Below are 22,824 nucleotides of genomic sequence, written 5' to 3'. Positions count from 1 at the left end.
TCCCCCGTCAGCCGACCGACCGACGTCGCGGCGGGCGGCCGGTGCTGTGCTGGTCATCGGCGCCCCCTCCCGCACACGGCTCGGAGACTTTTGGTCCCCCCGGCGGAAGGCTAAGCCAAACCGGGTGGTCGCAACAGGGGGCGACCACCCGGTTCGGCGTGAATCATGCGCGGACTACCCGTTCAGGTGCTGCTGGTGCCCGTTGGGAGCGGGCGTGGATGAATCACGCCCGTCGGTCCCGTCTGTCGGATCGACGACTGAGGCGTCGGCCCTGGTCGGATCGGCCGCCCGCGACTGCTGCGGGAAACGGTCCGGCAGGCGACGCAGCCGAGCGTTCATGTTGCGGATCAGCAGGATGGTCGCGGTGGCCAGCAGCAGGATGAGGAAGAGGCCCATCGGCCCGGCCAGGCCACCCGTGCGGGTGTCCCCGAAGTTGTTCTCCGCGAGCACCTGTGCAGCGGTCAGCATGGCGTTCCTCCGTTGTGCGGTTGGTAACCAGGGTAGCCCCGCCCAGGATCAGCGTGCGTGCGCCGTCTCCCGCACTCCGGCGAAGAGATCGGACTCCGGCAGCGGGCTGTCGACCATCGAGCGGGCCAGTTGGTAATCCTCGGTCGGCCAGGCGCTCTGCTGCAACTCCATCGGCACGTGGAACCAGAAGCCGTCCGGGTCGACCTGGGTGGCGTGGGCGCGCAGCGCGTCGTCGCGGACCGTGAAGTATTCGGCGCACTCCACCCGGGTGGTGATCCGGGGCCCCTTGTCGGGCCGGTCCTCCCAGCGCTTGAGCCACTCCTCGTAGGGCGACTCCAGACCGGCGGCCAGCATGCCCTCGTGCAAGGCCATGATTTTGGCCTTGGAGAAGCCGATGTCGTAGTAGAGCTTCAGCGGCTGCCAGGGTGCGCCCAGCTCCGGGTAGCGCTCCGGATCACCGGCGGCCTCGAAGGCGGCCACGCTCACGTTGTGGCACATGATGTGGTCCGGGTGCGGGTAGCCGCCCTCCTCGTCGTACGTGGTCACGACGTGCGGGCGGAACTCGCGCATCAGCCGCACCAGTGGGCCCGCGGCGACCTCGACGTCCTGCAGGGCGAAACAGCCCTCGGGCAGCGGCGGCAGCGGGTCGCCCTCGGGCAGGCCCGAGTCGACGAAACCGAGCCAGGCCTGGTCGACGCCGAGGATGGCCCGTGCGGCGTCCATCTCGGCACGCCGGATCTCGGCGATGTTGGCCCACACGTCGGGCCGGTCCAGCTTGGGGTTGAGCACGCTCCCGCGCTCGCCGCCCGTGCACGTCACGACCAGGACGTCCACCCCCTGGGCGACATACTTCGCCGTCGTCGCCGCGCCCTTGCTCGACTCGTCGTCCGGGTGCGCGTGCACGGCCATGAGACGCAGTTGCTCTGCCAACTTCGGCGCTCCTCGTCTGTGCCGGACGGTGGACCCGACCGGGCTCGACCGGCTGACCTGCCGGGATCTTTCCTCACCGCTCGCTGTCGCGGGCCACCGGCGCAGGGCATGACCTGCCATTCCTGCCGCTGGACGGGGTGGGAGGATGGGACTCTGTCATTCTTGCCGATGCCGCCGACAACAACGCCAGGAGATACCCGCCGGTGACCGAGACGCACGCCACAATTTCACCAGGCGCGCCGGTATTCCCGGCCGGGCGCTACGGCCGCCGTCGAGCGCCGGGCGGAAAGCGCCGCCGTACGCTGCTCGCCGCGCTGGTACTGCTGGCGCTCGTGGCGACGCTGACCGCGATCTCGATCCGGCTCTACCGCCAGTACGGCGATCCGGTCTATGACGCCCAGGTGATCACTTATACCGACATCACGGATAACCAGGTACTTGTCGACTTCCGGGTGACCGTGCCGCCGGGTGGATCGGCGGTCTGCGTGCTGCGCGCCCGGGACCGTTCCGGCGCCGAGGTGGCCCGGGAACAGGTCACCGTGAGCGCCGGTCCGGGCGACCGGCACGTCACGACCCGGCACCGCCTGGCCACCACCGCGCGGCCGTTCATCGGCGAGGTCCTGCGCTGTCAACAGGCACCCTGAGCTGCGCGAACAGCATCAGCGACGAGGTCTGCCGAGCGCCTACCCCGGGTGTCGGATCCGAACACCGGCGGTGATGGCCGACACGCTGTGTCGTACCGCACTGGTAACTTGGTAGTTCACCTGTCAGCCAGCCACGCACAACTGAGGAGAACGCCTGTGTCCACTGGCAACGAGGCGCCCGCCACCTGGCTGTCGCAGGACGCGTACGACCGCCTCCAGGCCGAGCTCGACGAGCACATCGCCAACCGTCCGGCGATCGCCGCCGAGATCAACGCTCGGCGCGAGGAGGGCGACCTGCGGGAGAACGGCGGCTACCACGCCGCCCGCGAGGAGCAGGGCAAGGCCGAGGGTCGCATCCGCTACCTACAGGAGTTGCTGCGCACCGCGAAGGTCGGCGAGGCTCCCAGCGCCGACGCGGTGTCGCCCGGCATGGTGGTGACGATCTACTTCGACGACGACACCGACGACACCGAGACGTTCCTGCTCGGCTCCCGGGAGATCGCGGCCACCACCGACCTGACCGTCTACAGCCCCGAGTCCGCGCTCGGCAAGGCCATCCTCGGCGGCCGACCGGGGCAGACCTGCACCTACACGGCACCCAGCGGCGCCGACATCAAGGTGACAGTGGTCAGCTTCGAGCCGTTCTCCGGCTGACGGTCGCCGACCGCGCGACCCGCCATCGGCCGGGCCGACCGACGCCGGCAACCGCCCCCACCGCAGCACATCCGAGGCATGGCACCCACCGGGGTGTCACGCCTCGGCCGCGAAGACCACCTGATAGCCGCTGGCCCGCAACGCGCTGATCAGGGTGTCCGAGTGCTCGACACCGCGGGTCTCCACCGACAGCGCCACCTCCACCTCGCCGAGGCCGAGGTGCGCGTCGGCCCGCTGGTGCACAACGTCCACCACGTTGGCCCGATGCTGGGCGATCTGGCTGAGCAACGACGCGAGTTGCCCCGGCCGATCCGCGCAGCGGACGCTCACCCGCAGAAAGCGACCCGCCGCGGCCAACCCGTGCTCGATCACCCGCAGCATCAGCAACGGGTCGATGTTGCCGCCGGAGAGCACCGCGACCACCGGCGTCGCCACCTTGACCACGCCGGCCAGCAGGGCGGCGACGCCGACCGCCCCGGCCGGCTCGACCACCTGCTTGCCGCGCTCCAGCAGCATCAGCAGGGCCCGGGAGATGTCCTCCTCGGAGACCGTGACGACCTGGTCGACCAGCTCGCGCACATGGGTGAAGGTGATCTCCCCCGGCCGGCCGACCGCGATGCCGTCGGCGATGGTGGCGAAGGCGGGCAGCCGGACCGGCTGCCCGGCCTCCAGTGACGGCGGAAAAGCCGCCGCGCCGGCCGCCTGGACGCCGATGATCCGGACGTCCGGGCGCAACGCCTTCACGGCCACCGCCATCCCCGAGATCAGACCTCCGCCACCCACACCGGTGATGATCGTCTTCACCTCCGGGCACTGTTCGAGGATCTCCAGTGCCACCGTGCCCTGCCCGGCGATCACGTCCGGGTGGTCGAACGGGTGGATCAGCACCGCACCGGTCCGCTCGGCGTACGTGTGCGCGGCGACCAGCGACTCGTCGACGGTGTTGCCGGCCAACTCGACCTGCGCTCCGTACGCCTTGGTGGCTGCCACCTTCGGCAGCGGCGCGTTGACCGGCATGAAGACGGTGGCGTGCGTCCCGACCAGTCCGGCGGCGAGTGCCACGCCCTGCGCGTGGTTGCCCGCGCTCGCGGCGACCACACCGCGCTCCCGCTCGGCGGCCGACAACCGGGAGATCCGCACGTACGCGCCGCGCACCTTGTACGAGCCGGCGCGCTGCACGTTCTCGCACTTGAGCCAGGTCGGGCCGCCCAGCGCCTGGGTGAGTGGGCGGGAGGGCTCCAGCGGGGTGGTGCGGGTGACGCCAGCTAGCAACTTCCGTGCGGCCCGCACGTCGTCGAGACCGACCAGTTCCGTCATGCCCCGATCGTGCCACCCGCCACCGGAGTCCTCAGCGGCGACACCGGCGCGCACACCGCCATCGAGCACGACGGCGGTAGGCCGACAGGGGTACGACGGCCGCGCGCACCGCCACCGGTCAGGCGGTGGCCGGTGAACCCGTGCCGACCCGGGGGTAGCCGGGAGCGTGACGCGTCCACGGGGCGGTCATCTCGAACTGGCCGGCCACCCCGAGCAACAGCAGCTCCGAGCCGGGCGGCCCGACCAGTTGCACGGCGACCGGCAGCCCGTCCGGGCGGCGGCCGACCGGCACCACGACCGCCGGCAGGCCGGCGATGTTCCAGGGTGCGGCGTACGGGGCGTACCGGATGTTGGCTGTCATGTTCGCCCGCCAGGACCGGTCCGACCAGCGTGCCGCCTCCGGCGGCGCGGTGGCCAGCGCCGGGGTGAGCAGCAGATCGACCGAGTGGTCGGTGAAGAAGTCGACCGACCGTTGCCGCCAGGCGGCCCGGTCGGCCTCCCGCACGTAGCCGCGACGCTGCGCCCACTCGCCCAGCGCGACGTGCCGCCGGGTACGCCGTTGCAGACCACGCCGGTCCAGTCCGGAAGCCCGGACGTCGGTGGCGGCGGCGGCGAACCAGGTGGCGATGCCCTGTAGGCCGAGCGCGGTGGGGTAGACCGGATCAGCCGGCACCGTGTCGTGCCCGGCGGCGGCGAGCAGCCGACCGGCGGCGGCGACCGCGTCCCGGTTGGGTGCGTCCGGTGCGACGCCGCGCACCGGGGAGCGCAGCGAGACACCCACCCGCAGGCGCTGCGGGGGAACCAGCTTCTCCGGACGCCGGCCGGCGAGCACCCAGAAGCCGACCGCCGCGTCGGCGACCGTGCTGGTCAACATGCCGTGCTCGGTGAGACCGAACCAGTCGTCCGCGCCGAGCTGGCAGGGAACCACACCCCGACCGGGCTTGAGCCCGACCAGCCCGCAGCAGGCCGCGGGAATCCGGATCGAGCCGAGACCGTCGTTGCCGTGCGCGATCGGCACCAGCCCGGCGGCGACCGCGGCGGCGGCGCCACCGGAGGACCCACCGGGGGTACGCGTGCTGTCCCACGGGTTACGGGTGACCGCGGTGTCGTCGTCGGTGAGCGCCCACAGCCCCAGCTCCGGCATCCGGGTCACCCCGAGGATCACCGCGCCGGCGCCGCGCAGCCGACGCACCACCTCGTGGTCGGCCTCGGCGACGTCGGTGCGGGCGGCGGCCGAACCGTTCCAGGTGGGCAGGCCGGCGACCGGGGTGTTCTCCTTGACCGCCACCGGCACCCCGGCCAGCGGCAGGTTGGCCAGGTCCTCCTGCTCGTCGACCTTCTCCGCCTCGGTGATCGCCTCACCGCCGCGGACCGCACGGAACGCGCCCAGCTCACGGTCGGCCCGGGAGATGTACTCGAGGTGGTCGGCGACGACCTGGGTCGCCGAGACGTCCCCTCGGCGTACGCCCCGGGCGATCTGCTTGGCGGTCGCCCCGACCCAGGTCGCCATGATGTCCTGCACGGCCATCCTCCCCAGCGGTCAGCCCAGCGCCTGCTCCAGATCGGCGAGTAGGTCGTCGACCGTCTCGATGCCGACAGACAGTCGCACGAGATCGCCGGGAACTTCAAGCGGCGAGCCGGCAGCACTTGCGTGTGTCATCCGACCCGGGTGCTCGATCAGGGATTCCACGCCGCCCAGCGACTCGGCGAGCACGAAGAGCTTGGCCCGGTTGCAGATGTCCACGGCGTGGTCCTCGCCACCGGCGGCGCGGAACGAGATCATGCCGCCGAACCGGCGCATCTGCTTCGCGGCCACCTCGTGACCGGGGTGCGACGGCAGCCCCGGATAGATCACCTGGGCCACCTTGGCGTGCCCGTCGAGGTACGCGGCAAGCCGCTCGGCGTTGTCGCAGTGCCGGTCCATGCGTACCCCGAGGGTCTTGATGCCCCGCAGGGTGAGCCAGGCGTCGAACGGGCCGTTGATCGCGCCCATCGCGTTCTGGTGGTAGCGCAGCTCCTCGCCGAGAGCGGCGTCCGCGACGACGAGCGCTCCCCCGACCACGTCGGAGTGCCCACCGATGTACTTGGTGGTGGAGTGCACCACCACGTCCGCGCCGTACGCGATCGGCTGTTGCAGGTACGGCGAGGCGAAGGTGTTGTCGACCACCAGCAGGGCGCCCGCGTCGTGTGCCACGGTGGCCAGGGCGGCGATGTCGGCGATGCCGAGCAGCGGGTTGGTCGGCGTCTCGATCCAGACGATCTTCGTACGACCAGGCTGCACGGCCGCCCGGATCGCGGCCGGGTCGGAGACCTTGGCCGGGCTGAACTCCAGACCCCAGCGCTGGGCGACCCGGGCGAAGAGCCGGTACGTGCCGCCGTACGCGTCGTCCGGGATCACCACGTGGTCGCCGGGCTGGCAGACGGCCCGCAGCAGGGTGTCCTCGGCCGCCAGGCCACTGGCGAAGGCGAGCCCCACCGGCCCACCCTCCAGAGCCGCCAGGCACTCCTGGAGCGCGTCCCGAGTCGGGTTGCCCGAGCGGCTGTACTCGTAGCCGAGACGAGGCGCGCCGACAGCGTCCTGCGCGTACGTGCTGGTCTGGTAGATCGGTGGGATCACCGCGCCGGTGCGGGCCTCGGGGTCCTGACCGGCGTGGATGGCGAGCGTCTCGAAGCCGTGACTCATTCTGGTGAGGCTAGTGCCCCGTCGCGCAGGGCTGGAACGGAACCCGTGCTCCCGGGCGGGGACCGGACCACTCCGGCCCGGCCCCCGCCCGCCGGTCGACGGACCGGCCCGGTCAGACGGCCGGGATGGGCAGGACGTGCAGGGTGGCCTGGTTGACCCCGGTCCAGTCGTAGCCCACCGCGTAGAGCCGGGCGCCGTTCGGCGACCAGGCCAGTGCGCCGGCGCCGAGTTCGTCGCCGAGCTCGAAGCGGGCCAGCTCGGTGCCGTCCGGGGTGAAGACGAACACGTCCGGGTCGTAGCTGGCGTCCGCTCCGGCGGCGATCCGGGTGCCGTCGCGGGAGACCTCCACGGCGTTCGGGTACGCGCCGGTGGGGTAGGTCGCGGACGGGGTGCTGATGTCGGCGAACGGGAACGCCTGCACCTCGTACGGGGCGCCGGCGGCGGTGTAGAGGGTGCTGCCGGTCGGGTCGAGGGCGATGTCCCGCAGGTTGCTGCCCAGCGCAGACCACGCATTGGTCCGCAGGGTGGTCAACGCGCCCGCGGTGCCGATGCCGTACGCGTACACCGACGCCGGGCTCAACGACGGCTGCCCGGCGAGCAGCACCGCCCGGTTCTGGCTGGCCGCGGTGAGCAGCGGCGCGTCGTAGAAGTCCTGGTCGGCGACCCGGGTGGTCAGCCGGGCCGGCTGGCGGCCGAGGTCGATCTGGCCGATGTTGCCGCCCCACTGGTCACAGCCGTAGCCGAACCACAGGTACCGGCCGGTCAGCGCCAGCGACGACGGGCACTCGCCCGCGCCGGTGTCGTACCGGGCCGACTCGACCAGCGAGCCGGTGTCGAAGGCGGCGATGGCGTTTGCGCTGGGCAGCGCCACGTAGAGCGTCCGCCGGTCGGCGCTGAGCAGCAGGTCGGTGGGACCGGGCAGGCCGGACAGGGTGCCGACCACCCCGCCTGTCGCGCTGGTCACCACCACGTCGGTCGAGGAGCGGCCACCGCTGACGAAAACCCGGTCGCCGGCCGACACCACGTCACCGACCGTCTTGAGCGGCAGCGGGGTCGCCGTCGGCGCGGGGGCCGCCTGGGCAGCGCCCGGGGCCGCGCCGACGAGCAGCCCGACGGTCAGCGCCGCCACCAGCAGGGTGGAGCCTCTTCTGATCTGCAAGGTTCGTCCTTTCGGAGCATCGACGCGGGCGCCGATGCCGGAGTCGTCAGGTCGCACCGAGGAGTCGGATCGTCGGTGACGGTGCCCGCCGGGCGGCGGGCCACCGCGACCGATCGGCCGGGCGACGCCGTCGCCACAGCACGCCACCCCCGCGCTGATCCATTCGCATGAATGAATAGCACAGTGGGGGCGCGGGTGGGGGGCGACCGGCCCTGCCGGGCCGCCGGCATAGCCTGGCCCGATGAGCGGTTGCGTGTTCTGCGGGATCGTGGCGGGCGACGTGCCGGCGTTCCGGGTGGCGGACACCCCGGACGGGGTGGCGTTCCTGGACACCCGGCCGGTGTTCAAGGGACATGTGCTGGTGGTGCCCCGGGTGCACCTGGTGACCCTGGCGGAGTTGCGGGCCGACCTGCTGCCCGGTTACTTCGCGATGGTCCAGCGGCTGGCGGTGGCGGTGGAGACCGCTCTGGGTGCCGGTGGGACGTTCGTGGCCATGAACAACAAGGTGTCCCAATCCGTGCCGCACCTGCACACCCACGTGGTGCCGAGGACCAGGGGTGACGGGTTGCGGGGCTTCTTCTGGCCACGCACCCGGTACGAGGACGACACCGAGGCCCAGACGTACGCGGACCGGGTTGCCGCCGCATTTCCCGGTGGGGCCTGAGTCACGGCGGCGCGGGTAAGAAAGCAGGACCCTCCGGTGTTACACGCTGCGAGCGGTACGAGAGGAGATCCCCACCGTGTTTCTGCGCCGCATGAACGCCGAAATGGTTTCGCCCGACCAGGCCCTGCCAGGCCGCCCGATCGCCATGCCGGTCGCCGACCGCCACGAGGTGCTGGGCACCCCGTTGAAGGGCCCGTTTCCGGAGGGCCTTCAGGTCGCGGTCTTCGGCATGGGCTGTTTCTGGGGTGCCGAGCGGCTCTTCTGGACGCTGCCCGGCGTCTACACCACCTCCGCCGGCTACGCGGGTGGCATCACCAAGAACCCGACGTACGAGGAGACGTGCTCCGGCCGGACTGGGCACGCCGAGGTCGTCCAGGTGGTGTACGACCCCAGCAAGATCAACTATGAGGACCTGCTGAAGGTCTTCTGGGAGAACCACGACCCGACCCAGGGCATGCGCCAGGGCAACGACGTGGGCACCCAGTACCGCTCGGCGATCTACACCACCACGGACGAGCAGCGGACCATCGCGGAGTCGTCCCGGGACGCGTTCCAGCCGATCGTGAACCGGGCCGGCAAGGGTGAGATCACCACCGAGATCGCGCCGCTCGGCAGCTACTACTTCGCCGAGGACTACCACCAGCAGTATTTGGCGCCGACCAAGAACCCGAACGGGTACTGCAACCACGGCCCGAACGGGCTGAGCTGCCCGGTCGGAGTCGCCCGCGTCGGCGGCTGACCGCGACGCACCACCACTTCGGGGCGCGGCGATCGCCGCGCCCCGAAGCGCGTCAAGAACCCGCCCACCACCTGCACACGCGTACTGCCCGGACACCGTCCGGGCATTCCCGTTCGGCCCTGTGATCGAAATCCGTTGCCGAGCCCGCCGAGAACTCGATAGCGTGGCCGTACACGTGAAAGGAGGTGGTCCAGACTTGTATAGCAATCGGACTCGTGAGGTGGCTGTCAGCTAGCCGCTGTCCTCGACAGTGATCGGCCCGCCGCGAGGCGGGCAAAGGCACCATCGTCGAGACCGTGTGGCAGCGGTGCGGCGAATCCCAGACAGCCACCCGACCCCCGGGGTGCCGGCCAAGTCCAGCCGGCCCGCGCACCTGCGCGGAGCGCCCCGGGGGTCGCTCCATATCCGCGGGAGTGGCCATGTCCATGCGCGAGCTGGTGGTGCTGGGTACGGCCAGCCAGGCGCCGACCCGCCAGCGCAACCACAACGGGTACGTGCTGCGCTGGGACGACGAGGTGATCCTCTTCGACCCGGGCGAGGGCAGCCAGCGTCAACTCCTGCACACCACGGTCACCGCCACCGACCTGACCCGGATCTGCGTCACCCACTTCCACGGCGACCACTGCCTCGGCCTGCCCGGCACCATCCAGCGACTCTCCCTGGACCGGGTGGCGCACCCGGTCGCCGTGCACTTCCCCGCCGGTGGCGCCGACTATTTCACCCGACTGCGCTACGCCACCTCCTTCTACGAGACCGCCGAGCTGCGGGTCGAGCCGATCGAGGCCGACGGGCAGCGGATCGCCCTCCGCTGCGGCACGCTGGAGGCACGCCGGCTGCGGCACCCCATCGAGACGTACGGCTATCGGCTGGTCGAGCCGGACGGGCACCGGATGCTGCCGGAGAAGCTGTCCGCGTACGGCATCGCCGGGCCGGCCGTCGGCGAACTGATCCGCGTCGGGCACCTGGACCTCGACGGGCGCCGCGTCACCCGGGCCGAGGTGAGCGTGCCCCGACCGGGGCAACGGTTCGCGTTCGTGATGGACACCGGCCTCTGCGACGGGGTGTACGCCCTCGCGGAGCACGCCGACCTGCTGGTCATCGAGTCGACCTTCCTGGAGTCGGAGGCCGCGCTCGCCGCCGAGGTCGGCCACCTGACCGCGGCGCAGGCCGCCCGGGTGGCGACCGAGTCCGGGGTACGCCGACTCGTGCTCACCCATTTCTCCCAGCGCTACCCCGACCCGCGCCGGTTCCACGACGAGGCGCGGGCCCACTTCGACGGCGAACTGATCATCGCCGAGGATCTGACCACGGTGCAGCTCCCACCGCGCCGGGTAGCCTCGGGCGGATGACCGTCACGCTCCGCCCCGCCACCGAAGGCGACCTGATGGCGGTGGGCGCCCTGCACCAGCGCTCCCGGGTCGCCGCGTACTCCGCCTTCCTGCCGGCCGAGGCGCTTGCCGACCCGACACCGGAGGCGATGGGGCGGTACTGGGTCGAGCGGTGGGTCTGGGAGCGGGACACCCACCGGATGACCGTGGCCGAACGGGGCGGGACGGTGGTCGGGTTCAGCCACCTCGGCCCGGACGACGAGGACGACCCGGCCACCGGGCTGCTCAACGCGATCCACCTCGACCCGGCCGAGCAGGGCCACGGCGTCGGCCGTGCCCTGATGGTGGACGCGCTGGACGCCATGTGGGCGCGTGGCTGGCGGCGTGCCGTGCTCTGGGTGCTGCGGGACAACGCCCACGCCCGCGCCTTCTACGAACGTGGCGGCTGGACCCCGACCGGAGCGGAGCGCGCGGAACACATCGGCACGGCCCTCACCCCCCAACTCCGCTACGCCCGCCCCCTATAACCCAACCCCAACCCCCGCCCTCGTCCCCCCGCCCCCGCCGCCCTCCCGCGTCGATCATGGAGTTGTGGTGGGCGACATAACGCCTTACGCCCCTTTTGCGGGGCACCACAACCCCATGATCGACTTGAGCGGGGGCGCGGGCTTGGGCTTGGGGTAACGGGGTGGGTGGGGGTGGGGGTGGGGGTGGGGTGCTAGTGGGCGCCTAGGTGGGACAGGAGGTCTTGGCGGGTCAGGACGCCCCTGGGCTTGCCGTCGACCAGGACCAGGGCCGCGTCGGACTTCTCCAGCAGGCCCACCGCCTCGCTCACCGGCTGACCACCACCGATCATCGGCAGCGGGTCGCCCATGTGCCGCTCGATCGTGTCGTGCAGGTGGGCCTGGCCGGTGAACAGCGCGTCGAGCAGGTCCCGCTCGGCGATCGAGCCGGCCACCTCACCGGTCACCACGGGCGGCTCGGCCTTGAGCACCGGCAGCTGTGAGACGCCGTACTCGCGCATATAGTCGATCGCGTCGCGGACGGTCTCGGTCGGGTGCACGTGGACCAGCTCGGGCAGGGCGCCCGGCTTGCTGGCCAGCGCGTCGGCCACCGTCGGCTCGGCACCGGAGTTGTCGAGGAAGCCGTACCGGGCCATCCACGTGTCGTTGAAGATCTTCGAAAGGTAGCCCCGGCCGCCGTCGGGCAGCAGCACCACCACCACGTCGTCCGGGTTGGCCCGGCGGGCGACCTCCAGGGCGGCGACCACGGCCATCCCGCAGGAGCCGCCGACCAGCAGCCCCTCCTCGCGGGCCAGCCGCCGGGTCATCTCGAACGACGCCTTGTCGGAGACCTCGACGATCTCGTCGGCGACACCCCGGTCGTACGTCTCCGGCCAGAAGTCCTCGCCGACGCCCTCCACCAGGTACGGCCGGCCGGTGCCGCCGGAGTAGACCGAGCCCTCCGGGTCGGCCCCGACGATCCGCACCCGCCCTTCGGAGGCTTCCTTGAGGTAGCGGCCGATGCCGGAGATGGTGCCGCCGGTGCCGACGCCGGCCACGAAGTGGGTGAGCCCGCCGTCGGTCTGCTTCCACAACTCCGGGCCGGTGGTCTCGTAGTGCGAGCGCGGGTTGGCCGGGTTGCTGTACTGGTTGGGCTTCCAGGCGCCGGGGATCTCCCGGGTCAGCCGGTCGGAGACGTTGTAGTACGAGCGCGGGTCCTCCGGCGCGACGGCGGTCGGGCAGACCACCACCTCGGCGCCGTACGCCCGGAGCACGTCCTGCTTGTCCTGGCTGACCTTGTCGGGGCAGACGAAGACACACTTGTAGCCCTTGAGCTGGGCCACCAGGGCCAGCCCGACGCCGGTGTTGCCGCTGGTCGGCTCGACGATGGTGCCGCCGGGCTTGAGCAGGCCGGCGGCCTCGGCGTCCTCCACCATCCGCAGCGCGATCCGGTCCTTCACCGAGCCACCCGGGTTGACGTACTCCACCTTGGCGAGCACGGTGGCCTGGATGCCCTTGGTGACGTTACGCAGACGCACCAGCGGGGTGTTTCCGATCATGTCGACGACGTTGTCGTAGTACTGCACGGTGTGCCCTTCGTTGCGGCGCCGGCGGTGGCGACCGGGAAGACGTTTCCTCGCCGCCCAGCGTACGTGTCGTCAGGGCACCAGCCCGCCGGGGATGACCGAGCTGCGCCGGGCCTCCCACTCCAGGAAGCGATCGGTCTCGGCGAGCACGCTGCCGGCCAACCACGTGATCATGACGGCGTCGTCGGCCAGCCCGAAGATCGCCAACGGGATCTCCGGGAGCAGGTCGATCGGCGAGACGATGTACGCCGTCGCCGCGGTCATCAGGGCCAGCCGGAGGCCGCCGTCGTACTCCCCCTTGGTGGTGGCCCGGATCATCCGGGGCAACGCCGCCAGCCGCGTGCCCATCGACGGCCCACTGCGTGCCCCCGCCGCCAACGCCCGCGCCAGGGCCGTGAACGCCGCGCTGCGCTTCAGTGTCTTACCCATCGTCGCGCTCCTCTCCGCCGGATCAGCGTGGCGGGTCGGCGCAAGTCGGCCGGCCTCACCCGCACAGGTACCCCGTCGCGTCGGTTTCCAGGCACCCGGGTGCCGTCACGACGACAGCGGTGTGTCGGGCCAGCGCGATAATGTCGCGGTATGGGGGTGGCTAGTTCCGTCGTACCCGGTGGTGAGCGCTGGCAGCAGGTCCGGCGCTTCGCCCGGCTGGCAGCCATCGGCGCCGGCGCCACCGCGGCGGCCGCGGTGGCGACCGGCGGGGTGCTGCTCGGCCAGGCCCGTCAGGCGCGACGCACCATCCCGATGGCCGAGGCTCCGCCGCCGCGCTGCGACGGGATGTACGGCGCGAAGTTCCCCGGTCCCGCGCTCACCATGGTCGTGCTCGGTGACTCGTCGGCCGCCGGCTACGGGGTGCACCGTCGCCGGGAGACGCCGGGGGCGCTGCTCGCCACCGGCCTGTCCCGTCGACTGCACCGACCGGTGCGCCTGCACCGCTTCGCGGTGGTCGGAGCCATCTCGGCGGCGCTGCGACACCAGGTGGAGGCGGCCCTGGAGTGCCGGCCCGACATCGCGGTGATCCTCATCGGCGGCAACGACATCACCAACCGCACCCCGCGCGGGCTGGCGGTGCGCTACCTCGTCGAGGCGGTGCACACGCTGCGCGACGCGGGGTGCGAGGTGGTCGTCGGCACCTGCCCCGACCTGGGCGCGATCCGCCCGATCCAGCCGCCGCTGCGCTGGCTGGCGCACCGTTGGAGTCGCCAGTTGGCCGCGGCCCAGACGGTGGCGGTGGTCGAGGCGGGCGGTCGGACGGTCTCCCTCGGTGATCTGCTCGGCCCCCGCTTCGCGGCCGAGCCGACCCGCATGTTCGCCTGGGACCGGTTCCATCCCTCCGCCGAGGGGTACGCGATGGCCGCCGCCGCGCTCCTGCCGACGATGCTCTCCGCCCTCGGCGCGGCCCCGGAACGACGGGCCACACCGACGCGCCGCGAGGGCGTACGGTCGCTGCCACAGGCCGCGCAGGAGGCGGCTCGGCACGCCGGCACGGAGGTCAGCGGCGTCCAGGTCCGGGGCCGCGACCGAGGGCCGGCCGGGCGGTGGGCGCAACTGCGCCGCCGGGCGTTCTTCGGTGTCGGGGCGGTGCCGCAGCACGGGCCCGCCTCGGACACCTCGACAGTGGAGGGACTGGCATGAACGAGCGCAGTGCCCGGGGCGTGACCCCCGGCCTCGCCGGCCGACTGGGCCGGGCGGCGGCGTTCTCGCTGCTCGCCGGCACCGTTGGCGGCGCCGCCGTCCTCGCCGGTGAGGCGTTCGTCGCCCGGCACCGACGCTACGCCCAACCCGAGCTGGGCCTGGCGCTGCGCGCCACGATCGGCCGGGCGGGCGCCCCCGGGCTGCGACTGGTCCTGTTGGGCGACTCGTCGGCGCTGGGCGTGGGTGTCGACCGCCTGGAGGACACCATCGGCGGGCAGTTGGCCAACCTCCTGGCCGAGGGCCCGACCGGCCGCCGCGTGCACCTGTCCAGCGTCGGCGTCTCCGGGTCCCGTTCGACGGACCTGACCACCCAGGTGGCCCGCGCCCTGCTCGGTGAACGACCCGACGTGGCGCTGATCCTGATCGGCGCGAACGACGCCACCGGGCTGCGCCGGCCCTCCGACGCGGCGGCCTATCTCGGCGCGGCGGTTCACCGGTTGCGCGAGGCGCGTGTCGAGGTGGTGGTGGGCACGTGCCCCGACCTCGGCGCGGTGCGCGCCATCGCGCCTCCGCTGCGCCAGGTGATCGGCTGGTCCGGGCGTCGGATGGCCCGCGCGCAGACCACCGCCGTGCTGGAGGCGGGTGGCTCGGTGGTCGACCTGGCCACCGAGACCGGGCCGGTGTTCCGGGCCGACGCGGGGACGCTCTGCCAGGACGGCTTCCACCCCTCCGCCGACGGCTACCGGGTGTGGGCGCACGCGCTGCTGCCCGCCGTCGTCGCGGCGGCGGCGGCCACCACCCGGCGCTAGATCGTCGCCGGTCCGGGGTGACATTTCCCGCCGGGCCTGCTTCTTCCGCGCCATGTTACCGGCGGGTTAACGTTGGTCCATGCCGATTGAGTCGTCCCGCGACGCCGTCATCGTCGCCACCGCCCGCTCCCCCATCGGCCGGGCGCACAAGGGTTCACTGCGCGATGTCCGCTCCGACGACCTCGCCGCGACCATCGTCCAGGCCGCGCTGGACAAGATCCCCGCGCTCGATCCGACCACGATCGACGACCTCTACCTCGGGTGCGGCCTGCCCGGCGGCGAGCAGGGCTTCAACATGGCCCGGGTGGTGTCCACGCTCCTCGGTCTGGACACGGTGCCCGGCGCCACGCTGACCCGCTACTGCGCCTCGTCGTTGCAGACCACCCGGATGGCGATGCACGCGATCCGGGCCGGCGAGGGCGACGTGTTCGTCTCCGCCGGTGTGGAGATGGTGTCCCGCTACGCCCGGGGCAGCTCCGACGGGCTGCCTCCCGAGGCGCAGGCCCTGGTCGGCGGCGGCTGGGAGAACCCGCGCTTCGGGTCGGCCGGCGAACGCTCAAAGCGCCGCGCGCAGGGCGGGGCCGAGGTGTGGACCGACCCCCGCGAGGCCGGCGAGCTGCCCGACATCTACCTGACCATGGGGCAGACCGCGGAAAACCTGGCCCAGGTGTACGACGTCACCCGCTCCGACATGGACGAGTTCGGCGTACGCAGCCAGAACCTCGCCGAGAAGGCCATCGCCGACGGATTCTGGGCCCGGGAGATCACCCCGGTCACCACGCCGAACGGCACGGTGGTGAGCACCGACGACGGGCCCCGGGCCGGGGTCACCCTGGACGCGGTCGCCGGCCTGAAGCCGGTCTTCCGGCCGGATGGTCGGATCACCGCCGGCAACTGCTGCCCACTCAACGACGGCGCGGCCGCAGTGGTGGTGATGAGCGCCCAGCGGGCCAGGGAACTCGGGCTCACCCCGCTGGCCCGGATCGTCTCGACCGGGGTGACCGCCCTGTCGCCGGAGATCATGGGTCTCGGGCCGGTCGAGGCGTCCCGGCAGGCCCTGCGCCGAGCCGGCATGACCATCGACGACGTCGACCTCGTCGAGATCAACGAGGCGTTCGCCGCGCAGGTCATCCCCTCCTACCGCCAGTTGGGCATCCCGGAGGAGAAGCTGAACGTGATGGGCGGCGCCATCGCGGTCGGCCACCCGTTCGGCATGACCGGCGCCCGGATCACCGGCACCCTGCTCAACGCACTGGAGTGGCACGACAAGACCATCGGTCTGGAGACCATGTGCGTGGGCGGCGGCCAGGGCATGGCCATGGTGCTCGAACGGCTCAGCTGAGCCGAGCTGCCCTCAGAGCGCGCCGCGGGTCGCCGTCACCTCGGCGGCGGCCCGCGCCAGCGCCTCGGTGCCCGGGTCGGCGGCCAGCAGGTCCGCCGTCACCACCCGCAGCTGGTCGGGCAGGGCCAGGTCGTTGTCGAGCCGGGGCACCACCCGCCGCGGCTCCCCCTCGGCGTCGGCCGCCAGGTTGGCGATCTCCTGCACCAGGCGGTGCACCAGGTCGGCGCGGGACACGTTGCCGGTGGTCGCGGCGGCCGACCACCGCGGCTGCTGCCAGTGCGCGATCTGACCGACCAGCAACCGCACGGCCTTGTCCAACTCCGCTGCGCTCATCGCCGCCGAGTCTACGGCCGACACCGGCGGCACCGGGTCGGGGCGGTCACCGACGCAGGTAGCTGAGCAGCCGCAGCAGCTGCCAGTAGAGGAAGACCAACCCGGTGATCAGGCCGAACGCGCTCAGCCACGCGTACCGGCGGGGCCGACCGTCGCGCACCGAGCGTTCGACCAGGTCGAAGTCGAGGATGAAGCTGAACGCCCCGGCGATGATGGCCACCACCGAGAAGGCGTACGGCAACCAGCCGACCTCCCCGCTCACGCTGTAGACCTCCAGGCCCGGCCGCCCGGAGATCAGGTACGACACCAGGTTGACCACGCTGAGCACGGCGATGCCGAGCAGGGTGCCGATCACCAGGCGGGCCAGCCGGGGCGTCGCCCGGATCACCCGGGCCCGGTAGAGGGCAGCCATGCCGAGGAAGACTCCGAAGGTGCCGGCCACCGCCTGCACCACGATGCCCGGATAGACCTGCTCGAAGGTGCGACTGGCCACCCCCAGCAGCAGTCCCTGGAGGATGGCGTACCCGACGATCGGCACCGGGTTGGTGATCCCCCGCAACGAGATGACCAGGACCAGCGCGATCGAGGCGAGCGCGCTGCCGGCCAGCGCGGCGCCCAGCCACACGGCGTCGGGGATCACCGCCCAGGATACCGCCGCGCTCGCGCCGGTGACGAGCAACAGCCCGACGGTACGGACCACCACGTCGTCGACGGTCATCGGCTCGACGTCACGGGCGCCGAGCACCCGGGCCTCGACCCGGCCGGTCTCGTCCAGCCGGTTGAGCACCGGGTTGTTGCTGCGCACCGCCGCCTCCTTCGCCCGCGTACCCCAGGGCGTGCGTCAAAGCCTCTGGCCGGCCTGCGCTTCGACACACGCCCTTGCAGTCACTCTGCCCCGGGCGGACCGGCGGTGGCGGGCAAACGGCGCGGACGACGGCGCCCGCCCCCACCAGAGTGGGGACGGGCGCCGGTCGGCAGTGCGGACGAGGTCAGTCGTCGCCCTGGAAGTAGCTCAGCAGGCGCAGGATCTCGATGTAGAGCCAGACCAGGCTGACCAGGATGCCGAACGCGGCCACCCAGGAGTAGCGCTGCGGGAGGCCCATCCGGACCCCGTCCTCGATCTCCTTGAAGCTGAGCACGAAGCTCAGCGAGGCGACCACGATGCAGACCAGGCTGAAGCCGATGGCCAGCGGGCTGCCGTCGCGCAGGCCGGTGTTGACGCCGAACAGGGCCAGCACCAGGTTGATCATCATGACGGCGAAGAGGCCGACCATCACCGCGATCATGCCCTTGACGAAGGCCGGGGTGGCCCGGATGACCTTCGCCCTGTAGAGCATCGCCATCAGGAAGAAGATGCCGAAGCTGGCCGCGGCGGCCTGGAGCACGATGCCGTCGTAAGCCGTCTCGAACGCCTTGCTGACCATGCCGACGAAGACACCCTCGACGACCGCGTACGCGATCACGAGCGCCGGGTTGGCCATCCGGGAGAACGAGATGATCAAGCCGAGGACCAGGCCGACCACCGCCGCGCCGATCCAGGCCGTCCCGACCAACGCGTCGGGCACGAGCACCCAGGCCGCCGCGGCGGTGATGCCGAGGATGCCGAGCAGAGCGACCGTCTTGACGACGACGTCGTCGACCGTCATCGGTGCCACGGTCGGCGGCGCGGCCGGGTAGCCGGCCTGGGACGGGTACTGCTGGGGAATGCCGGGCTGTCCGTACGGCCCGGCCGGGGCGTACCCGGCGGAGCGCTCCCGCTCGGCCGCCTGGCCGAGCCGGGCGAGCACCGGGTTCGAGGTCTTCACTGTCTGGCCTCCCTCAGGGGGTCGTGTGCACGTGAACGTGCCCTCCAAGAGTAAACGGCGCAGCCAAGTCCTGGTGATCACGAATGAGAATGTGTCAACCGGTGCCCGGGGCGGGGGTCGAACCCGCATGCCTTTCGGCAGCCGCTTTTAAGGCGGCCGTGTCTGCCTTTCCACCACCCGGGCGGGTGGCACCGGCGCGCCGACACGCACGGTGCAGTGTCACCGTAGCCGGTCTACGGCGACCCGGCGTACCCCGCCGGCCTGGCCACATTAGGGTCGATGCCGTGAGCAGCGCAGCCCCCACGGCCCCCGACGCCGCCCCTGAGCAGGCACTCCGCCTCGCCGATCAGGTCAACCGCCGACCGCGGGCCGTCCGGCTGCTGGCCGCCGTCCGCCGGCACCGGGCGGACCTGCTCGCCGCTCTGATCTTCGCGGTGCTGGCCGGCTGGCTCACCCACGGGCTGTGGCCCGACCCGGGCGGGCGCACGCTGGCGCTCAACCCGGAGGACCAGACCCTCTACGAGTGGTTCCTGGCGGTGGACGCCCGCGCGCTGCTCGGCGACTTCGACCTGCTCACCGACCGGCTCAACGCCCCCGACGGGGTCAACCTGATGGCCAACACCACGGTCATCGCCCTCGGCGTCCTCTTCGCGCCGATCACCCTGCTGCTGGGCGCACCGGTGACCTTCGCGCTGCTGGCCGCCGCCAACCTGGCCGGCACCGCCCTCGCCTGGTACCTGCTGTTCCACCGGACGCTGCGCGCCCGTCGGCTCGCCGCCGCGCTCGGCGGCGGACTGTGCGGCTTCGGCCCCGGCATGGTGTCGCAGACCAACAGCCACCTGCACATGACCGCCCAGTGGCTGGTGCCGGTGATCGTCTGGCTGGTGGTCCGGCTGCTGCGGGCCTCCGACCCGGGGCCCGGGACACCCGACCAGGCCGGCCGTACCCGACCCGCCGGCCCGGATCGGCGGCGACTGATCACCTCGGCGGCGGGGCTGGCCGCGGCGGTCACCGCACAGGTCTTCATCGGCGAGGAGGTGCTCTTCCTCGCCGCGATCACGCTGCTGGTGATGGCGATCAGCTACGCCGTGGCGGACCGGGACCTGGCGCGCAGGGCGCTCCCCGGCTTCGCCGGCGGGTTGGCGGTCGCCGCCGGGCTCGCGCTGCTGGTGCTCGGCTATCCGCTGTGGTTCCAGTTCGCCGGCCCGCAGGGAGTCGCCGACGGGATGTTCACCCCGGCCTACTTCTCCGCCGACCTGAGTAGTTGGTGGACGGTGTCCCCGCTGTCGGTGGCCGGCAGTGACCAGTCCGCCCGGCTGACCACCGGCCCGGCCGAGTACAACACCTTCCTCGGCTGGCCGCTGCTGCTGGTCGCCGTTGCCTGCGCGATCTGGGTCGGGCGACGCCGGCTGGTCTTCGCCTGCGTCGTGGCGGGTCTGGTGATGGGTGCGCTGTCCCTCGGCCCGGAGGTGGTGCTCGGAGGCACCCGGACCGCGCTGCCCGGCCCGTACGCGCTGATCGGTGGCCTGCCGGTGGTGGACGGGGCGTTGCCGATGCGGTTCGCACTGGCGTTGCTGCCGATCGTCGCGACGCTGCTGGTGCTCGCGGTCGACCGGGCACTGGGCAGCTCCGGTCGAGCCCGGCGGCTGGTGCCACTGGCCGTCGGCGTGGCGCTGCTGCCGATCTTCCCGACCCCCCTGCCGACCACCGGCCGACCGGCGGTCCCGGAGTTCATCACCGGCGGCCACTGGCGGCAGTGCGTACGCCCCGGCGGGGTGCTGGTCCCGGTGCCGCTGCCCACGCCGAAGGAGCCCTGGCCGATGCGCTGGGCGACCGCCGCCGACGCCGCTTTCGGGTTGCCGGAGGGGTTCTTCATCGGCCCGTACGGCCGGGGTGGAACCGCCGCCATGGGCACCTTCAAGCAGCCCACCTCGGCGCTGCTCGCGGACGTGGCCCGGCGCGGCGACCAACCGGCCATCGGCGACGAGCAGCGCCGCCAGGCCGCCCGCGACGCCGACTTCTGGGGCGCCTCCTGCGTGGCGTTGACCGACGACGCCCCGCACGCGGAGAGCCTGCGGGCGACCCTGGAGCAGCTCTACGGGCCGGCCACCCGGATAGCCGACGCCTGGACCTGGCGCATCTGACCAGCCCACGGTCCACCCGGCGCCCCCGTCGAGCGGGCTCGGGTCAGACGCGGGGCGCGCCGACGGGCTGGGACGCCTCGACGAACTCCTCGCGCGGGTCGTGCAGCTGGCCCAACGCGACCACCTCACGCTTGAGGAAGAACGCCAACGACCAGTCCACCACCACCCGGACCTTACGGTTGAACGACGGGATCCGGCTCATGTGGTACGTCCGGTGCATCACCCAGGCCGGCCAACCGGTCATCTTGATCCCGTACACCTGGGCCACGCCCTTGTGCAGGCCGAGGCTCGCCACGCTGCCGACGTGCTTGTGCTTGTAGTTCACCGGCTCGCGACCCCGGATCACGGCCGCGATGTTGTCAGCCATCCGGGCGGCCTGGCGCACCGCGTGCTGGGCGCTCGGCGAGCAGAAGTTGCCCGGCTCCTTGGTCAGGTCCGGCACGGCGGCGCAGTCGCCGGCGCTCCAGGCACCCTCGACCACCTGGTCCCCGTCGACCACCTGAAGGGTGGGCAGGCAGGTGATCCGCCGACGGTCGTCGCGCGGGAAGTCGGTCGCGTCCAGCATCGGCGACGGCTTCACACCAGCCGTCCAGACGATCGTGTCGGACCGGAAGCTGTCCCCGTCGGAGAGCTTGACCACCCCGTCGACGCAGGACTCGAGCCGGGTGTCCAGCCGGATGTCCATGTTCCGCTTCAGCAGCTGCTGCACGGTGTAGGCACCCATGTCCCGGTCGACCTCGGGCAGCACCCGCTGGGTGGCCTCGACCAGCACCCACCGAACCTCGTCCTGCTTCAGCTCCGGGTAGTAGCGCAGCGCGTCGCGAGCCATGTCCTCCATCTCGGCGAGCGCCTCGATGCCGGCGTACCCACCGCCGACGAAGGTGAAGGTCAACGCCGAACGGCGGACCTCCGGATCCGGCGTGGCGGCAGCCACGTCGAGGCGATCCAGCACGTGGTTGCGCAGGTAGATCGCCTCACCGATGGTCTTGAACCCGATGCCCTGCTCGTGCAGGCCGGGGATCGGCAGGGTGCGGGACACCGAACCCGGGGCCACGACCACGTGGTCGTAGGTGATCTCCCGGGCCGGGCCGCTGATCGGCTGCACGGTGGCCACCTTGCGGTCGTGCTCGATCCGGGTGACCGTGCCGGCCACCATCTTGCACCGGCGCAACTCCCGCCGCAGCGGCACCACGGAGTGCCGCGGGGAGATGTTGCCCGCCGCCGCCTCAGGCAGGAACGGCTGATAGGTCATGTGGGGTTGGGGGTCCACCACCATGACCTCAGCCTCACGGGAGCTGAGCTTCTTCGACAGGCGCAGCGCGGCATACAGACCGACGTGCCCGGCACCAACCACAAGGATCCGCTTCGGATTCACGTCGTCTATCTTTCCCCGGCCGGCTCAGGTAATCCCGCTCGCGCCCCCCATCTGTGACGGAGCACAACCCCTGTGACCTGCGTAACCCTCCCGTCGCACCGGTCACCGGCGACGCAGCAGCCAGCCCAGCAACGCCGCCGTCGCCACGGCCACCAGCAACCCGAGCACGGTGACCCACTGGTGCCCGGCTTCCCCACCCGTGCCCGCCGCCTGCAACAACAACACGCCCAGCACAGCCGCCCCCAGCAGCACCGCGGCCGACCGCACCAACCAGCGGCTGATCAACTCGGTGTCCACCACCGCGTCATAGGGCAGCAACGCCGCCAGCGCGCAGAGAGTGTGGCCCAGATAGAGCAGGGCCGCGATGGCCAACAACCGCCAGAGGGCGACCGGGCGGCCGTACCCGTCGGTGGCGAGCAACCAACCGCCGACCGTGACCAACGCCGTGAAGGTCGCCCAGATCCGACGCGGGCCGAACGCGGGCAACAGGGCGGCCACCGTCAGGAAGAGGATCGTCCGGCCGGAGAGCACCTCCGCGGGGAACGCCAGGGCGAACCCGGCAAACACGATGACGAAGATCGCGACCCGAACCAACAGCGGGGCCACACTGATCCGGGCGACGGCGTGCTGCGCCGCCCGCACCCTTCCGGTGACGGCGCTCACCGCACCCGCCTTTCGTTCGCGACTGCGGGGCTCGCAAGCTCACTCC

At 72.0% G+C, this 22,824-nt stretch carries 23 protein-coding genes and 1 tRNA gene; 10 read left to right on the top strand and 14 right to left on the bottom strand.

The window, feature by feature from the left end; translation table 11 throughout:
* Positions 1 to 174: 174 nt before the first annotated feature.
* Positions 175 to 468, bottom strand: coding sequence for a hypothetical protein (locus AB0J33_RS05235; RefSeq protein ID WP_363609994.1), 294 nt, complete (start codon positions 466 to 468; stop codon positions 175 to 177).
* 48 nt (positions 469 to 516) lie between these two features.
* Entirely contained in the window at positions 517 to 1,398 is an 882-nt protein-coding gene (mca, locus tag AB0J33_RS05230) for a mycothiol conjugate amidase Mca (protein ID WP_363609992.1), read from the bottom strand.
* Positions 1,399 to 1,601: 203 nt separating this feature from the next.
* Between mca and AB0J33_RS05225 the strand changes: the two genes are divergently transcribed.
* Positions 1,602 to 2,042 (top strand): DUF4307 domain-containing protein, encoded by a 441-nt coding sequence (locus tag AB0J33_RS05225; protein WP_363609990.1) that lies wholly within the window; start codon positions 1,602 to 1,604, stop codon positions 2,040 to 2,042.
* Positions 2,043 to 2,198: 156 nt separating this feature from the next.
* The gene (gene greA, locus AB0J33_RS05220) at positions 2,199 to 2,696 is read left to right on the top strand and encodes a transcription elongation factor GreA (protein WP_363609988.1); all 498 of its coding nucleotides are present in this window, start codon (positions 2,199 to 2,201) and stop codon (positions 2,694 to 2,696) included.
* A gap of 96 nt (positions 2,697 to 2,792) precedes the next feature.
* Here the strand turns inward: greA and ilvA are convergent, their stop codons facing one another.
* From ilvA to AB0J33_RS05200, 4 genes are all read right to left on the bottom strand, one after another.
* Positions 2,793 to 4,013 carry a threonine ammonia-lyase gene (gene ilvA, locus AB0J33_RS05215; protein WP_363609986.1) on the bottom strand — a complete coding sequence of 407 codons (1,221 nt, stop codon included), beginning with the start codon at positions 4,011 to 4,013 and terminating at the stop codon, positions 2,793 to 2,795.
* A gap of 118 nt (positions 4,014 to 4,131) precedes the next feature.
* Complete coding sequence (locus tag AB0J33_RS05210) at positions 4,132 to 5,541, bottom strand: amidase family protein (RefSeq protein WP_363609984.1); 1,410 nt, start codon at positions 5,539 to 5,541, stop codon at positions 4,132 to 4,134.
* 12 nt (positions 5,542 to 5,553) lie between these two features.
* Positions 5,554 to 6,696, bottom strand: coding sequence for a cystathionine gamma-synthase (locus AB0J33_RS05205; protein WP_363609982.1), 1,143 nt, complete (start codon positions 6,694 to 6,696; stop codon positions 5,554 to 5,556).
* Between the two features lie 112 nt (positions 6,697 to 6,808).
* Positions 6,809 to 7,855, bottom strand: coding sequence for a hypothetical protein (locus AB0J33_RS05200; protein WP_363609980.1), 1,047 nt, complete (start codon positions 7,853 to 7,855; stop codon positions 6,809 to 6,811).
* Between the two features lie 241 nt (positions 7,856 to 8,096).
* Here AB0J33_RS05200 and AB0J33_RS05195 point away from each other — a divergent pair, with 241 nt between their 5' ends.
* The 4 genes from AB0J33_RS05195 to AB0J33_RS05180 all read left to right on the top strand — a co-directional run bounded on the left by AB0J33_RS05195 (position 8,097) and on the right by AB0J33_RS05180 (position 11,113).
* Entirely contained in the window at positions 8,097 to 8,519 is a 423-nt protein-coding gene (locus tag AB0J33_RS05195; protein WP_363609978.1) for an HIT family protein, read from the top strand.
* A 76-nt stretch (positions 8,520 to 8,595) separates the two neighbouring features.
* Complete coding sequence (msrA, locus tag AB0J33_RS05190; RefSeq protein ID WP_363609976.1) at positions 8,596 to 9,258, top strand: peptide-methionine (S)-S-oxide reductase MsrA; 663 nt, start codon at positions 8,596 to 8,598, stop codon at positions 9,256 to 9,258.
* 419 nt (positions 9,259 to 9,677) lie between these two features.
* Positions 9,678 to 10,607: a ribonuclease Z gene (locus AB0J33_RS05185; RefSeq protein ID WP_363609974.1), complete on the top strand. Its 930-nt coding sequence runs from the start codon at positions 9,678 to 9,680 to the stop codon at positions 10,605 to 10,607.
* Entirely contained in the window at positions 10,604 to 11,113 is a 510-nt protein-coding gene (locus AB0J33_RS05180; RefSeq protein ID WP_363609972.1) for a GNAT family N-acetyltransferase, read from the top strand. The genes AB0J33_RS05185 and AB0J33_RS05180 overlap by 4 nt, the downstream gene beginning before the upstream one ends.
* Positions 11,114 to 11,304: 191 nt before the next feature.
* Here the strand turns inward: AB0J33_RS05180 and AB0J33_RS05175 are convergent, their stop codons facing one another.
* Positions 11,305 to 12,675, bottom strand: a complete 1,371-nt coding sequence (locus AB0J33_RS05175) for a cystathionine beta-synthase (RefSeq protein ID WP_363609970.1) — start codon at positions 12,673 to 12,675, stop codon at positions 11,305 to 11,307.
* Between the two features lie 72 nt (positions 12,676 to 12,747).
* Entirely contained in the window at positions 12,748 to 13,104 is a 357-nt protein-coding gene (locus AB0J33_RS05170) for a YkvA family protein (RefSeq protein WP_363609968.1), read from the bottom strand.
* Between the two features lie 150 nt (positions 13,105 to 13,254).
* Here AB0J33_RS05170 and AB0J33_RS05165 point away from each other — a divergent pair, with 150 nt between their 5' ends.
* From AB0J33_RS05165 to AB0J33_RS05155, 3 genes are all read left to right on the top strand, one after another.
* A complete protein-coding gene (locus tag AB0J33_RS05165) occupies positions 13,255 to 14,307 on the top strand; it encodes an SGNH/GDSL hydrolase family protein (protein WP_363609966.1) in 1,053 nt (350 codons plus the stop codon).
* Positions 14,304 to 15,116, top strand: a complete 813-nt coding sequence (locus AB0J33_RS05160; RefSeq protein WP_363609964.1) for an SGNH/GDSL hydrolase family protein — start codon at positions 14,304 to 14,306, stop codon at positions 15,114 to 15,116. Before AB0J33_RS05165 ends, AB0J33_RS05160 begins: the two co-directional genes overlap by 4 nt.
* 79 nt (positions 15,117 to 15,195) lie before the next feature.
* Positions 15,196 to 16,458 (top strand): acetyl-CoA C-acetyltransferase, encoded by a 1,263-nt coding sequence (locus AB0J33_RS05155; RefSeq protein ID WP_363609962.1) that lies wholly within the window; start codon positions 15,196 to 15,198, stop codon positions 16,456 to 16,458.
* A gap of 12 nt (positions 16,459 to 16,470) precedes the next feature.
* On the opposite strand, the gene AB0J33_RS05150 is transcribed toward AB0J33_RS05155, so the two are convergent.
* From AB0J33_RS05150 to AB0J33_RS05135, 4 genes are all read right to left on the bottom strand, one after another.
* Positions 16,471 to 16,791: a hypothetical protein gene (locus tag AB0J33_RS05150; protein ID WP_363609960.1), complete on the bottom strand. Its 321-nt coding sequence runs from the start codon at positions 16,789 to 16,791 to the stop codon at positions 16,471 to 16,473.
* 46 nt (positions 16,792 to 16,837) lie between these two features.
* The gene (locus AB0J33_RS05145) at positions 16,838 to 17,596 is read right to left on the bottom strand and encodes a Bax inhibitor-1/YccA family protein (protein WP_363609958.1); all 759 of its coding nucleotides are present in this window, start codon (positions 17,594 to 17,596) and stop codon (positions 16,838 to 16,840) included.
* A gap of 184 nt (positions 17,597 to 17,780) precedes the next feature.
* The gene (locus tag AB0J33_RS05140) at positions 17,781 to 18,596 is read right to left on the bottom strand and encodes a Bax inhibitor-1/YccA family protein (protein ID WP_357763033.1); all 816 of its coding nucleotides are present in this window, start codon (positions 18,594 to 18,596) and stop codon (positions 17,781 to 17,783) included.
* Between the two features lie 102 nt (positions 18,597 to 18,698).
* Positions 18,699 to 18,779, bottom strand: a tRNA-Leu gene (locus tag AB0J33_RS05135).
* Positions 18,780 to 18,880: 101 nt separating this feature from the next.
* On the opposite strand from AB0J33_RS05135, the gene AB0J33_RS05130 reads away from it, so the two are divergent.
* Positions 18,881 to 20,740, top strand: a complete 1,860-nt coding sequence (locus tag AB0J33_RS05130; protein WP_363609956.1) for a hypothetical protein — start codon at positions 18,881 to 18,883, stop codon at positions 20,738 to 20,740.
* Positions 20,741 to 20,783: 43 nt separating this feature from the next.
* On the opposite strand, the gene AB0J33_RS05125 is transcribed toward AB0J33_RS05130, so the two are convergent.
* Entirely contained in the window at positions 20,784 to 22,115 is a 1,332-nt protein-coding gene (locus AB0J33_RS05125) for an NAD(P)/FAD-dependent oxidoreductase (protein WP_363609954.1), read from the bottom strand.
* Between the two features lie 102 nt (positions 22,116 to 22,217).
* The gene (locus tag AB0J33_RS05120; RefSeq protein ID WP_363609952.1) at positions 22,218 to 22,778 is read right to left on the bottom strand and encodes a hypothetical protein; all 561 of its coding nucleotides are present in this window, start codon (positions 22,776 to 22,778) and stop codon (positions 22,218 to 22,220) included.
* Between the last annotated feature and the right edge of the window lie 46 nt (positions 22,779 to 22,824).

The organism is Micromonospora sp. NPDC049645, from assembly GCF_040675155.1.
GTDB lineage: Bacteria > Actinomycetota > Actinomycetes > Mycobacteriales > Micromonosporaceae > Micromonospora.
This window is presented reverse-complemented; position numbering and strand designations above follow the sequence as displayed.